The organism is Blattabacterium cuenoti (assembly GCF_014252035.1).
Taxonomy (GTDB): Bacteria; Bacteroidota; Bacteroidia; order Flavobacteriales; family Blattabacteriaceae; genus Blattabacterium; species Blattabacterium cuenoti_Z.
This window is the reverse complement of sequence record NZ_CP059207.1, coordinates 70,958-84,133: the sequence shown is the minus strand read 5'-3', so window position 1 is coordinate 84,133 and position 13,176 is coordinate 70,958. Positions and strand designations below refer to the sequence as shown.

General features: G+C 23.9%; 14 protein-coding genes. 6 read left to right on the top strand and 8 right to left on the bottom strand.

Going from position 1 to position 13,176, the window contains the following annotated elements; translation table 11 throughout:
* Position 1 precedes the first annotated feature (1 nt).
* The 5 genes from atpA to atpB are packed head-to-tail and all read right to left on the bottom strand — an operon-like array spanning position 2 to position 3,967.
* A complete protein-coding gene (atpA, locus tag H0H49_RS00365) occupies positions 2-1,579 on the bottom strand; it encodes a F0F1 ATP synthase subunit alpha (protein WP_185864527.1) in 1,578 nt (525 codons plus the stop codon).
* Positions 1,580-1,597: 18 nt separating this feature from the next.
* Positions 1,598-2,158 carry a F0F1 ATP synthase subunit delta gene (locus H0H49_RS00360; RefSeq protein WP_185864526.1) on the bottom strand — a complete coding sequence of 187 codons (561 nt, stop codon included), beginning with the start codon at positions 2,156-2,158 and terminating at the stop codon, positions 1,598-1,600.
* Between the two features lie 4 nt (positions 2,159-2,162).
* Positions 2,163-2,651: a F0F1 ATP synthase subunit B gene (gene atpF / locus H0H49_RS00355; RefSeq protein ID WP_185864525.1), complete on the bottom strand. Its 489-nt coding sequence runs from the start codon at positions 2,649-2,651 to the stop codon at positions 2,163-2,165.
* A 7-nt stretch (positions 2,652-2,658) separates the two neighbouring features.
* Entirely contained in the window at positions 2,659-2,886 is a 228-nt protein-coding gene (gene atpE, locus H0H49_RS00350) for an ATP synthase F0 subunit C (protein WP_185864524.1), read from the bottom strand.
* Between the two features lie 34 nt (positions 2,887-2,920).
* Positions 2,921-3,967, bottom strand: coding sequence for a F0F1 ATP synthase subunit A (atpB, locus tag H0H49_RS00345; RefSeq protein WP_238784951.1), 1,047 nt, complete (start codon positions 3,965-3,967; stop codon positions 2,921-2,923).
* A 151-nt stretch (positions 3,968-4,118) separates the two neighbouring features.
* Between atpB and H0H49_RS00340 the strand changes: the two genes are divergently transcribed.
* Positions 4,119-5,267, top strand: coding sequence for a trans-sulfuration enzyme family protein (locus H0H49_RS00340; RefSeq protein ID WP_185864726.1), 1,149 nt, complete (start codon positions 4,119-4,121; stop codon positions 5,265-5,267).
* 16 nt (positions 5,268-5,283) lie between these two features.
* Here H0H49_RS00340 and cysS read toward each other — a convergent pair whose 3' ends face one another.
* The 3 genes from cysS to nadE all read right to left on the bottom strand — a co-directional run bounded on the left by cysS (position 5,284) and on the right by nadE (position 8,380).
* Positions 5,284-6,792 carry a cysteine--tRNA ligase gene (cysS, locus tag H0H49_RS00335; protein ID WP_185864523.1) on the bottom strand — a complete coding sequence of 503 codons (1,509 nt, stop codon included), beginning with the start codon at positions 6,790-6,792 and terminating at the stop codon, positions 5,284-5,286.
* Positions 6,782-7,486: a GTP cyclohydrolase I FolE gene (gene folE / locus H0H49_RS00330; RefSeq protein ID WP_238784950.1), complete on the bottom strand. Its 705-nt coding sequence runs from the start codon at positions 7,484-7,486 to the stop codon at positions 6,782-6,784. The genes cysS and folE overlap by 11 nt, the downstream gene beginning before the upstream one ends.
* Positions 7,487-7,561: 75 nt before the next feature.
* Positions 7,562-8,380, bottom strand: a complete 819-nt coding sequence (gene nadE / locus H0H49_RS00325) for an NAD(+) synthase (RefSeq protein WP_185864522.1) — start codon at positions 8,378-8,380, stop codon at positions 7,562-7,564.
* A gap of 46 nt (positions 8,381-8,426) precedes the next feature.
* Here nadE and tsaB point away from each other — a divergent pair, with 46 nt between their 5' ends.
* The 5 genes from tsaB to H0H49_RS00300 are packed head-to-tail and all read left to right on the top strand — an operon-like array spanning position 8,427 to position 13,167.
* Positions 8,427-9,074, top strand: coding sequence for a tRNA (adenosine(37)-N6)-threonylcarbamoyltransferase complex dimerization subunit type 1 TsaB (tsaB, locus tag H0H49_RS00320; RefSeq protein ID WP_185864521.1), 648 nt, complete (start codon positions 8,427-8,429; stop codon positions 9,072-9,074).
* Between the two features lie 24 nt (positions 9,075-9,098).
* Positions 9,099-10,046, top strand: coding sequence for a hydroxymethylbilane synthase (hemC, locus tag H0H49_RS00315; protein ID WP_185864520.1), 948 nt, complete (start codon positions 9,099-9,101; stop codon positions 10,044-10,046).
* Positions 10,043-11,797, top strand: a complete 1,755-nt coding sequence (locus tag H0H49_RS00310) for a TrkH family potassium uptake protein (protein ID WP_185864519.1) — start codon at positions 10,043-10,045, stop codon at positions 11,795-11,797. Before hemC ends, H0H49_RS00310 begins: the two co-directional genes overlap by 4 nt.
* 13 nt (positions 11,798-11,810) lie before the next feature.
* Positions 11,811-12,509, top strand: coding sequence for a potassium channel family protein (locus tag H0H49_RS00305; protein WP_185864518.1), 699 nt, complete (start codon positions 11,811-11,813; stop codon positions 12,507-12,509).
* The gene (locus tag H0H49_RS00300) at positions 12,502-13,167 is read left to right on the top strand and encodes a uroporphyrinogen-III synthase (RefSeq protein WP_185864517.1); all 666 of its coding nucleotides are present in this window, start codon (positions 12,502-12,504) and stop codon (positions 13,165-13,167) included. The genes H0H49_RS00305 and H0H49_RS00300 overlap by 8 nt, the downstream gene beginning before the upstream one ends.
* The last annotated feature ends 9 nt before the right edge of the window (positions 13,168-13,176 follow it).

Sequence of the window (13,176 nt, the reverse complement as noted above, 5' to 3'; positions counted from 1 at the left end):
GTTAAATATATTTATTACTTAATTTAATAACAGCATTTTTTAAAGTTTCGTGATATTCTTTTTTAAAAGTACCTTGTCTTAGAGAACTTAATAAAGTTTTATGTTTTTCTTTCAAGTAATAAAGATAATCTTTTTCAAAAAAAGTAATTTTTTCAATGGGTATATCTTTTAAAAGATTGTTTATTCCAACATAAATAATAGCAATTTGTTCAGCTATATCATATGGAGTTTGAGGAGGTTGTTTTAATATTTCTATATTAATTCTTCCTTTATTTATGCTTTCCATAGTAGATGAGTCCAATTCTGAACCAAATTTTGAAAAAGATTCTAATTCTCTAAATTGTGCCTGATCTATTTTTAGAGTACTAGCTATTTTTCTCATAGATTCGATTTGTGCAGCTCCACCAACACGGGATACAGATATACTTTCATTAATAGCAGGGCGAATTCCTGAATTGAATAGTTCTTTTTCTAAAAAAATTTGTCCATCTGTTATAGATATGACATTAGTTGGTATATAGGACGATATATCTCCTGATTGAGTTTCAATGATGGGAATTGCAGTTAATGATCCACCACCTTTGATTTTATCATTAATGGATTTTGGAATATCATTCATTTTTTCAACCATTTTTTGATCTTTTATAATTTTAGCTGATCTTTCTAAAAGACGAGAATGTAAATAAAAAACATCACCTGGATAAGCTTCTCTACCTGGAGGACGTCGTAATAATAAAGAAATCTCCCTGTAAGAAACAGCTTGTTTAGATAAATCATCATATACAACTAAAGAGGAACGACCAGTATCACGAAAATATTCTCCAATAGCAGTTCCTGAAAAAGGAGCAAAAACTTGTATGCTAGCAGGTTCAGAAGATGTTGCCGCAACTATTACTGTATAAGGTGACGCTCCATTCTCTTCTAGAATTTTATTGACTTTTGCAATTGTAGAACCTTTTTGACTTATTGCTACATAAATGCAGTAAACAGGATTTTTACTTTTATAAAATTTTTTTTGATTGATAATTGTATCAATAGCTATAGTAGTTTTTCCAGTTTGTCTATCTCCTATAATTAATTCTCTTTGCCCTTTTCCTATAGGAATCATAGAATCTATAAATTTAATACCAGTTTGTAATGGTTCTTTAATAGGCTCTCTATATATGACACCTGGGGCCTTTCTTTCTATAGGCATTTCAAATAAGTCCCCTTCTATAGGGCCTTTTCCATCTATAGGATTTCCTAATATATCTATTACTCTACCTAATAAATTTTCTCCAACTTTTATAGAAAATGGTTTTCCTGTTCTTTTTACTTTATCTCCTTCTTTTATATTTTCTGATGAATGAAGTAATACAATTCCAACATGATCTTCTTCAAGATTTAAAACAATACCTTTTTTACCTTCTTTAAATTCTACTAGTTCTCCATAAAAAGCAGAATTTAATCCAAAAGATCTAACTACTCCATCTCCTACTTGAACAATGATTCCATATTCGGATAATTTTGATTCAAATTGGTAATCTGATAATTGTTCTTTAATAATTGATGATATTTCAGAATATTTTAAATCTGACATGAAAATAGATTAAAAATTTTAACTATTAAATATTTTTTCTTGAATATATGACAATTGTTTTTTTATGCTGAAATCCCATTCTTTATTATTATCTTCTATGCAAAAAATAAAACCTCCTATGATAGATTTATTAATTTTATTAACTATATAATAATGTTTATCCTTTTTTAAAGGATATATTTTATATGCAATTTTTTCTTGCATATCAATACTGATAGGAAAAACAGTTGTAATGCTACATTTGATTAATTTTTTTATTTTTCTTTCATATATTTTTTGGTATTCCAAAAGAATCTGATAAAACAGATATTCTCTTTTATGTAAAGTTAAAATTTCAATAAAGCGATAAATTAAATGATCAAAATTGTAAAAATTTGTTCTAAAAATTTTTATTTTATTTTTAGAATCCAACAATGAATTGTTGCTAATTTTTATAAAAAATTCATTATTATTTAATAAACAACATACTATTTTTATTTTATGGTAAAATGTATCATGAATTACATTATTTACATTTTTTATAGAGTAATCATAAAAAATGTTTGCATAATGTTTAATTATTTTTTTTTTCAAAAACATTTTTTCAGTGGAATTTTTCTTCTATTAAATTTTTTATAATTTGTTTATCATTTTTTTCATCTAATTTTTTTTTTATTATTATTTCTGCTATTGTAGTGGAAATTTCCCCTATTTGATTTTTTATTTCCTTGAAAGCATCTTTTTTTTTCATTTGAATAATTTTTTCTGTTTCCTTTAACATTATTTCCCTTTCTAAAATACTCTCTTGTTTAGCTTCAATTTTTATTTTATTTTTTATTTGAATAGCTTCTTTTAAAATTACGTCTCTTTTTTTTAAAGCTTTTTTCAAAATTATGTTTTTTTTGTCTTCTATATTTTTAAATTCTTTTCTCAATTGAGAAGATTTTTCAATAGATTTTCTAATTACTTCCTCTCTTTGGTCAATAAAATTCATTATTGGTTTCCAAGCAAATTTTGACAGAAAAAAAAGAAGTATCAAAAATATTAATGAATGCCAAAATATTAGACCAAATGAAGGAGTAACTAAATCCATATTAAAATTATTTAAATACAGCTAATAAAGCAGTAACTATTCCAAAAAGAGATGCTCCTTCAATAAGAGCAGCAGCGATAATCATTGCATTTTGTATTCTTCCAGAAGCTTCTGGTTGTCTAGCAATAGCATCCATTGCAGAACTACCAATTTTACCAATTCCTATTCCTGCTCCTATAACCGCAATACCTGCACCTAAAGCTGCTAAACCTGAGTAAGTTAAATCTATATACATATTTTAACAATATTTTTTAATTCCATGTAATAATTTATTTTTTTACAGCTGTACCTATAAGAAGAGAAGATATAGTTGTAAAAATAAAAGCCTGTAAAAAAGAAACCATAATTTCTAATATAAAAATAAAAAATCCAAAAATTATCGAAAATCCTGCTACAAAAAAACTTTTAAAAATAAATATAAGACAAATGAAACTTAAAATAAGTATATGTCCAGCTGTCATATTAGCAAATAGACGAATACATAAAGTTAATGGTCTAATAAATATTCCAATAAATTCTATAGGAGCTAATAATAGTTTAATTACAACTGGAACTCCCGGCATCCAAAAATTGTGAATCCAATAATTTTTATTCGCATTAATATTAGTAATAATAAAAGTCATTGTAGCTAAAGTAAAAGTAACACTTATATTTCCTGTTATATTTGGGAACATAGGGATCAAACCCATTAAATTGTTAATTAATATAAAAAAAAATGATGTTAATAAAAAAGGAAAATAAGGTTTATATTTATCTTTTCCTATATTTGGAATTGCAATATTATTTCGTAAAAATATAATAATATATTCTAAAAGTATTGCCAATTTCCATTTGGTTTGATAGTTTTTATAACTATATTTCATACGTAAAAATAGATAACATAATAAAAAAGAAGATAAAAATATAGATACTACATTTTTAGTAATAGAAAAATTCCATACTTTTTTATGATAAATAATATCCCCTTTACTATCTGTTAGATATATTTTTCCATGGTGTATTTTATAACATCCATATTTTCCAAATACTATATTTCCTTTCGAAAAAGCAGAAGAAGAAAAACATTCCAATCCATTATTCCATAATATTATTGGTAAATAAAAGGTTATTTTATTTTTGTTAAAATCCATAATATGCCATTCATAAGAATCACTGATATGACTAATAATTGTGTTAGCTATATCTATAGATTCATTTGATCTACTATTACTAATATCATTATTATTAGCAGCACTAGCTTGAACATAAAAAATAGACATAAATATCAACAAAAATAGAAAATATTTTTTCTTCACTATTCTTAATAAATTTTTCATAGTCTAATGTCCTACCATATCACAAATAAAATAAAACAAATTTATTAAAAAAATATTGTACTTAAATATAAAATATTTTCCTAAAAAAATTGAATTTTCATTTTTCGAATTAGTACATTTGTATACAATTTTATGTGAAATTTTATCTACAATGAAGGAAGAAACAAGACTTATTCAAAGTATTTCATCAGATCCTCTTACAGGATCTATTTCTACGCCAATATACCAAACATCAACTTATGTACAAGAAGCTCCAGGAGTTCATAAAGGGTATGATTATACAAGAACAAATAATCCTACAAGGAAAATTCTTGAAGATTTAATTACAAAACTAGAATATGGTTATGGTAGTATAGCTTTTTCATCTGGGTTAGCATCCATTGATGCTGTTTTAAAATTGCTAAAATATGGAGATGAAATAGTTGCTGTTGATGATATTTATGGAGGAACTTTTCGTTTGTTAGACTTGTATAATCGATTTGGTGTGAGGACAAAATTTGTAGATACAACAAATGCTGATGAAGTATTGTCATTTATTACTAAAGAAACTAAATTAATATGGTTAGAAACTCCTACGAATCCTACATTAAAAATATCAGATATAAAATCTATAAGTAATCAATGCAAAAATATTAACGAAAAAATTTTAGTTGTAGTTGATAATACTTTTGCTTCTCCAGCCATTCAAAACCCTATTAAATTGGGAGCCGATATAGTCATTCACAGTGCTACAAAATATTTAGCAGGACATTCAGACGTATTAGCTGGATTAATTACAGTAAATAATCAAAATATTTATGAAAAGCTAAAATATATTCAGAATGCAACAGGGGGAGTATTATCACCTATTGATTGTTGGTTAACGATAAGAGGAGCTCAAACATTATATTTACGTATAAAAAAACAATCTAGAAATGCATTTGAAATTGCTTCTTTTTTAGAAGAAAATAAAAAATACTGTATTGATAAAATATATTATCCAGGATTAATTAATCATAAAAACCATAATATTGCATCAAAACAACAAAAATATTTCGGAGGAATTGTTTCTTTTAGTTTAAAAAAAGATACAATAGATTCAGCGAAAGAAATTGTAACTTCTACAAAGATATTTAAACTAGCAGAAAGTTTAGGAGGAACCAAAAGTTTGATTTGTCATCCAGCTACTATGACGCATAAGTCTACTCCATCTGAAACTAGGAGGGCTGCTGGTATACAGGATTCTTTAATTCGACTTTCTCTTGGAATTGAAAATATTGAAGATTTAATAGAAGATATTAATCAAGCTTTAATTTATTAATTCTGCTGCATTATTCTTATTTATTAATTGATTTATCATGCAATGAAATACCTATATTGTATAATTCTTTTCGTATTTTATCGGAAATAAACCAATTTTTTTTCTCTCTTTCTTCTTTTCTAAATTGTATTAATCTATTTACAAGAATTTCAAGTTTTTTTAATTTTTCTTTTGAAACATTTGTTTGATTATCCTCTTTTTTAAAACCGAGTATTTCGAAAAAAAAATGATTTATATATTTTTTTAACAAAAAAATATCGGATATTTTTTCTATTTCATTTGCATCAGTGACTATATTAGATACTTTAAATAAAAGAGAAATTAATAAAGGGGTATTAAAATCATCATTTATTGCTTGATAACATGAATGAATCCACTTTGATGTATCAAAGGATGATGATGTTTCGTTATTATTTTTTTTTGTAAATCTATTTTGACAAGCATCATTAATGATATTTAATGAAAGAAAAATTTTTTTAAATCCTTTTTCGGCATCTAATAAAGATTTTTCTGAAAAATTTAGAATACTTCTGTAATGAGATTGTAAAACAAAAAATCTAATAATATTAGGAAAACAATCATTTTTTTTTCTTATTAAAAAAAGATTTCTTAATTCAATAAAATTACCTTTAGATTTACTCATTTTTTTTCCATCTAAAGTCAGCATATTTGTATGCATCCAATAATTTGCTAGATTATTACTACTATTTTTTTCGGTAGTATAGAAACTTTTAGCCTGTGCTATCTCACATTCATGATGAGGAAATTTTAAATCTATTCCACCTCCATGAATATCAAAATTTTTTCCCAAATATTTTGTACTCATAACAGTACACTCTGTATGCCAACCAGGTATTCCTTTTCCCCATGGAGAATTCCATCCCATGATATGATTGGGATTTACTTTTTTCCAAATAGAAAAATCTTGATAATAATATTTATCTTCTAAAAAATTTAGATTTTTGTTAATTAATTGATGAAAATTGTTACGGCTAAGTATTCCATAAGAATAATTTTTATTATATTTTCTTACATTAAAATAAACAGATCCATTAACTTCATATGCTAATTTTTTATTAATAAGATCTTTAACCATATCTATTTGTTCTATTATATGTCCTGTAGCTGTAGGTTCTATATTAGGAGGTAATAAATTTAGAGTATTTAATATATTATGAAAAGAAATAGTATATTTTTGTACAATTTCCATTGGTTCTAATCCCTCTATTTTAGATCTTTTGTTAATTTTATCATCTTCACTTTGTCCATTATTGTTTTCTAAATGTCCTACATCTGTTATATTTCTAACATAACGAACTTTATATCCTAAATGTTGAAAATAGCGAAAAACAACATCAAATAATATAAAAGTTCTACAATTACCTAAATGTAAATGGTTATAAACAGTGGGGCCACAAACGTATATTCCTACATAATCATTATGAATAGGATAAAATAGCTCTTTTTTTCCTGTTAAAGAATTATATATTCTCAAATTATTTTTTGCTGTATTCTTATATTCCATTTTTTTGAAAAATTCCAATATGGTGTAAAAATTCACTCCTTATATCTGAATTATTCTTAAAATCCCCTACTAATTCAGTAGTAATCGTACTGCTATCTATGTCTTTTATACCTCTAGAATTAACACATAAATGTTTTGCTTCTATAACACAAGCTACATTATCTGTAGAAAGAATTTTTTTTAAATATTCAACAATTTGTACTGTAAGACGTTCTTGAACCTGTGGTCTTTTTGCATAAAAATCTACTATTCTATTAATTTTAGATAAACCTAATACTTTTCCATTAGAAATATAACCTACATGAGCTTTTCCTATAATAGGTAGAAAATGATGTTCACATGTGGAATAAAGAGTTATATTTTTTTCTATCAACATTTGATTATATTTGTACTTATTTTCAAAAGTGGAAGACTTTGGTATATTTTTAGGATTAAGTCCACTAAATGTTTCTTTTATAAACATACTAGCTACCCTATGAGGAGTTTTCTGTAAACTATCATCATTCATATCTAATCCTAAAACTTTCATAATATGAAAGAAATGTTTTTCTATTTTTTCAATTTTATCTTTATCACATATTGATACTATTCTGGAGTGATTTTTATGATTAAAATTATCATAAATTTTATTTTTTTCAATACACGATAAAGTATTATTTTTATTTTCTTCTATTATCATAACAGAATAGAACATAATCTATGTAAACAGCAAATTTACGAAAAGGATTTTTGTAAACTTTTCAAGTTTTTGATAGATGCTAAAATGCTATCAATGTTTATGCATATTATTTTTTAAATAATCAGGAATTTTACATATAGGTATGGGTTTTATTTTATGATGATTTTTTTTATGAAGATTATAATATTTTTCGAGAATTTTAGATTCTTGATAAGAAAAATTTGTATTATGATGTTTTATAGTATTATTTTCAAAAATGTTCATAGCCCATTCTAATTCTTCATAACTTGCACCAAGTTGATCTTCATCAGTTCGTTTATCTTCCCATAAACCATCAGTTGGATTTGCATTTTGAATTTCACTAGGAATATTTAACTCTTTAGCTAAAAGAAAAATTTCACTTTTCATTAAATCTGCTATGGGTTGTAAATCAACTCCCCCATCTCCATATTTTGTAAAAAATCCTACTCCAAAATCTTCTATTTTATTACCAGTTCCTACAACTAGGTAGTTTTTTTTGTTAGCATAATAATATAAGGTTAACATACGAAAACGAGATTTTACATTTGCTAACGATAGTAAAGTTTTTTCATCTTTTTTTTTGTTATTTACATTCATTATTTTACAGAAAGAAACATATATATCAGATAAGTCTTTTTTCAAATAATTAACATTTTTAAATTTAGATTTTAAAAATGTTACATGTTTTTTTGATAAAAAATTTTTTTTTTCTAAAATTGGCATTTCTAATACTATTGTTGGAAACTTTGTTTTAGCCACTAAAAGTGAAGTTAAAGAAGAATCAACACCACCGGATATTCCAATAATAAAACCATTTGATTTATATTTTTGTATATATTTTTTTAACCAAGAAACGATATATTCTACTATTTTTTTTGTTTTCAACATTGTTAATTGTTATTTTCTAATTTTACAATTTTTATAATAAATTTTTATGTGTTTAATTCTAAATTTAGAAACTTCTACAAGAAATTGTTCTGTAAGCATAGCAAAAAATGGTAAAACATTAATTTCTGTTGAAGAATGTTTTGATAATAATATTCATTCAGAAATATTGCACGTATTCATAAAATATGCTATAAAAATTTCTAATATTGATTTAAATTATTTAAATTCTATTTGTATCAGTAGGGGACCAGGGTCTTATACGTCTTTAAGAATAGGATCATCTGTAGCTAAAGGGTTGTGTATGTCTTTAGGTATTCCTTTGTTATCTATAGATTCTTTAACTATTCTTGTTCAAAATGTTAATAATAATGAAAATGGGATTTTTATTCCAATGATACATGCTAAATCAAATTCATTTTATACTTGTTTTTTTGACAAATCAAAAAAAAAATTGAGCGATATTTCTATAAGAAATATTAACAAAAACTTATTGCAAGAAAAATATATAAAAAATAATAAAGTATCTATATTAGGAAATGTAGATTTTTTCTCAAAAAATTGTTTTAATAAAAAAAATATTTTTTTTATACCGAAATTTTATCCATCTGCAATAGATATGTCTAATATTTCATACATTAGATTTATTGAAAAAAAATTTCATAATATAGAAAATTTTTATCCTTTTTATCTGTGAATTTGATTTAAATATATAATTTTTTTGGAAAAAATTATTAGAATTGGAACAAGAGATACTCCTTTAGCTATATATCAAGCAAAAAAAGTTCAGTATTATCTTCATCAAGAGGGGTATCCATCTAAATTATTTTTAATGAAATCCGAAGGAGATTTAATTCAAAATATGCCTATTCATACTATGAACAAAATAGGAGTTTTTACCAAAAAATTAACCAATATTATGCTATCAGGAAAAATTGATATGGTTGTTCATTCTTTAAAAGATGTACCAATTCATCTTCCAAATGAAATAGTACTTTCTGCTTTTTTAAAAAGAGGAAGCCCTTTGGATTTGTTAGTGTACAAAGGTTCAAGTAATTTTTTATATAATTCTAATACTCATGCTATAATAGCTACAGGTAGTTTAAGAAGAGCTGCTTTTTGGAAAAATAAATATCCATATCACACTATTATTGGTTTAAGAGGAAATATTAATACTAGATTAAAAAAATTATCTAAAAATCCTTGGAATGCAGCTATTTTTGCTCAAGTAGGATTAGAAAGATTGGGATTATTAAAAAATTTTAAATATTATAAATTATTCAGTTACGAAATATTAGATTGGATGATACCATCCCCTGGACAAGGAATTATTGTAATTTCTACTCTTAAAAAAAATAATAATATCAACTTGTTAACAAAAAAATTAGATGATAAAGAAACTAGATTATCTGCTAATATAGAACGTCAATTTTTAAGTACATTATCTGGAGGATGTATGAGTCCTATAGGAGGACATGCCGTCATTAAAAATAAAATTATTTATTTTACTGGTGTTTTACTGAGTTTAGATGGTGTGCAAAAAATAAAAAAAACAATAAAAAGTACTGATTATAAAAATATAGGATTTAAATGTGCAAAATTGATTTTAAAACAAGGTGGTGGAAAAATTCTTGAAGAAAACAAAAAAATATTTCATAATAAACTATGATTCAAATAAAATTACGGAATATTTTATTATTTACTATTCCAATTGTATTTATTTATATGATCATATATTTTGGATGGAAAAACAAAATAGATCATCATTTATTTAATACAAAAGTAATTATAAGCATTGTTCTAACGATAAGTATTTTGCATATATTTATTTTGTTTGATAAGAATATAGAAAAAAGTTATAAATCAATGATTTATTTTTCTTTTTTCATATTATTAATTGCTCTTTTTTTTTCTTTCATAAGAATTATACTTAATCATGGAAAAATTCAAAAAGATTTGAAAATTTATTTATTTATCAGTTTAATTTTATATCTATTAATTCAGATTACTTATCTGATGAGAATCATTTATGTTAAAATACATAATCCTGCTTTTATTTTTATTACAAGTTTCGTTTTATTATCTCTGTTAGGATCTATTTTATTAATGTTACCATCTTCTACTAAAAAAAATAAAATTTCATTTATAGATGCTTTATTTACTTCTACTAGCGCTGTATGTGTCACAGGGTTAACTGTATTAGATACAGAAAAAGATTTTACTTATTCAGGAAAAATTATCATTTTAACTTTAGTAGAATTAGGTGGATTAGGAATTTTAACTATAACTTCTTTTTTTAGTTATTTTTTTAAAAATGGATTTTCTTTTAAAGAAGCTATATATGTAAGTAATTTTTTAAATGTTAAAACAACAAATAATGTACTAACTTTAGCTGTTAAAGTAGTATTATTTACATTAACAGTCGAATTTATAGGTGCTATTTTGATTTATCTTTCTATTAAAGATAAAAAAATAATAGGTTGTGATAACCCTTTATTTTTTTCTTTTTTTCATTCTATATCATCTTTTTGTAATAGTGGATTTTCTATACTTAGTCAAGGTCTTTATTCTAAATCCATAAGATTTAATTATTTTTTACAATTAATTATTGCTTTTTTATTAATACTAGGTGGAATAGGTTTCAATATATTATTTAATTTTTTTACATATTTATGGTTAACTGTAAAAAGGTGTTTCTATAAGATTTTTAGAGATGAATATTTCAAATATCCTATTCATATTATATCTTTAAATACAAAAATAGTTATAATTACTACATTTTTTTTGCTTTTTATTGGTACCATATTTTTCTATATTAATGAATATTACTATTCTTTATTAGAACATCATTCTTTTTGTGGAAAATGGATTGCTGCTTTTTTTTCATCTGCAACATCTAGAACCGCAGGATTTCATGTGTTAAATATGAATGTTTTATCTCCAGTAACTATATTGTTCACTATTTTTTTAATGTGGGTAGGAGCATCTCCAGGATCAACAGGAGGTGGAATTAAAACTAGTACTTTTTCACTAGCTTTGATAAATATTATTTCTTTATCTAGAGGGAATAATAGGTTAGAAATACAAAGAAAAGAAATTCCTATAGAGTCAATTCGTTTAGCTTTTTCGATTATTATATTATCTTTGTTTGTAATATATGTAGGTATTTTATTGATTGTTTTTTTAGATCCTGAAAAAAATATTTTATCAGTAGTTTTTGAGGCTTTTTCTGCTTTTTCAACAACTGGATTATCTTTAGGAATTACTTCTAGTCTATCTGATAAAAGCAAATTAATATTAATATTTTTAATGTTATTAGGAAGAATTGGTATTTTTAATGTCATGATTAGTTTATTAAGAAACAATAAAATTCATTCTCATTATTATAAATATCCTAAAGGATATATACTTATTAATTAGTGTAATCAGTAACATGAAAATTATAATTATTGGATTAGGAAATTTTGGAAGTTCTTTAGCTTTAAATTTGACAGATAATGGTCATGAAGTATTTGGTATAGACTATAAAATGGAAAAAGTAGATTTATTAAAAGATCACATTGCAAATGTAGTATGTATGGATGCGAATAATGAAGCTGCTTATAAAAACTTACCCATACAACAAGCTGACTTAGGTATTGTTGCTATTGGAGAAAATGAAGGTGCATCAATAGTAACTACAGCTATACTAAAAAAATATAAAAATTTAAGAATAGTTAGCAGGTCTTTATCTAAAATACATGATACTATATTAGAAGCTATGGGAATTAATGATGTAGTGCACCCAGAACAAGATGCTGCTTTCAGACTAACTAAACAAATATCTTTTAATTATGCTTTAGATTATTTTAAAGTAGATAATAAACATTCTATAGCAGAAGTTTTTTCTCCATCTACTTTTAGTGGAAAATCTGTTAAAAGTTTAGAATTGACGAAAAAGTATTCAGTATCTTTAATAACTGTAATACGAGATTTTAAAAAAAGCTCTATATGTTCTAAAGTTAAGTCTACAAGGAAAGTAATAGGATTAGTAACAGGAAACACAATTTTACAAAAAGGAGATATATTAACTCTTTTCGGATCTAATAAATCTATAATGAATTTTGTTCAAAACCAAAAAATAAATGATTAATATTTTATTTACTAAAATAGTAGATCATTCTACATTAGATAAAACTTATTTTTCCGTTAATTCTTATGACTTTTTATCAATAGAATATTTCATATTGAAGAAAAAACCTTTTCTTAATAATAATCCATTAATATTCACAAGTTGTAATGGATTCAAAGGATTTTTATTGAATTTTAGATTAGATTATTTGAAAAAAAAAATTTATGTAGTAGGAGATAAAACATTTTTTTATGTGAAAAAATATTTTCCTTTTTCTTTTTTTTTGAAAAAAAATTATGTTGAGGATCTTATAGAAGAAATAATAAAAGAAAAATCTCATCAAAATTATGATTGGTTTTGTGGAAATAAAACGAAAAATTTATATACTTTAAAAAGTAATAATATTAATCAATATAAAGTATATCAAACTACTTTAATTCCAAGAAAAATAGAAAATTTATCACATTATAATGGAATTGTTTTTTTTAGTCCATCTGGTGTAGAATCATTTTTTTTAAATAATAATATAAAAAATAATATAGAAGTATTTGCTATAGGGAAAACAACAGCTAAATTTATATCCAATTTTTTTTTGGGTGATAAAAAAAAAATATGGTACCCTTTAAAACCTTCTTTAGAAAAAATTTTTTCTCTTATTAAAGATATATTTAAAAAATAAAATATTTCG

Bases quoted from the DNA above. Each gene is read 5' to 3' on its own strand.
- atpA (WP_185864527.1), bottom strand. From the start codon at position 1,579: ATGTCAGATTTAAAATATTCTGAAATATCATCAATTATTAAAGAACAA.
- H0H49_RS00360 (WP_185864526.1), bottom strand. From the start codon at position 2,158: ATGTTTTTGAAAAAAAAAATAATTAAACATTATGCAAACATTTTTTAT.
- atpF (WP_185864525.1), bottom strand. From the start codon at position 2,651: ATGGATTTAGTTACTCCTTCATTTGGTCTAATATTTTGGCATTCATTA.
- atpE (WP_185864524.1), bottom strand. From the start codon at position 2,886: ATGTATATAGATTTAACTTACTCAGGTTTAGCAGCTTTAGGTGCAGGT.
- atpB (WP_238784951.1), bottom strand. From the start codon at position 3,967: ATGAAAAATTTATTAAGAATAGTGAAGAAAAAATATTTTCTATTTTTG.
- H0H49_RS00340 (WP_185864726.1), top strand. From the start codon at position 4,119: ATGAAGGAAGAAACAAGACTTATTCAAAGTATTTCATCAGATCCTCTT.
- cysS (WP_185864523.1), bottom strand. From the start codon at position 6,792: ATGGAATATAAGAATACAGCAAAAAATAATTTGAGAATATATAATTCT.
- folE (WP_238784950.1), bottom strand. From the start codon at position 7,486: ATGTTCTATTCTGTTATGATAATAGAAGAAAATAAAAATAATACTTTA.
- nadE (WP_185864522.1), bottom strand. From the start codon at position 8,380: ATGTTGAAAACAAAAAAAATAGTAGAATATATCGTTTCTTGGTTAAAA.
- tsaB (WP_185864521.1), top strand. From the start codon at position 8,427: ATGTGTTTAATTCTAAATTTAGAAACTTCTACAAGAAATTGTTCTGTA.
- H0H49_RS00310 (WP_185864519.1), top strand. From the start codon at position 10,043: ATGATTCAAATAAAATTACGGAATATTTTATTATTTACTATTCCAATT.
- H0H49_RS00305 (WP_185864518.1), top strand. From the start codon at position 11,811: ATGAAAATTATAATTATTGGATTAGGAAATTTTGGAAGTTCTTTAGCT.
- H0H49_RS00300 (WP_185864517.1), top strand. From the start codon at position 12,502: ATGATTAATATTTTATTTACTAAAATAGTAGATCATTCTACATTAGAT.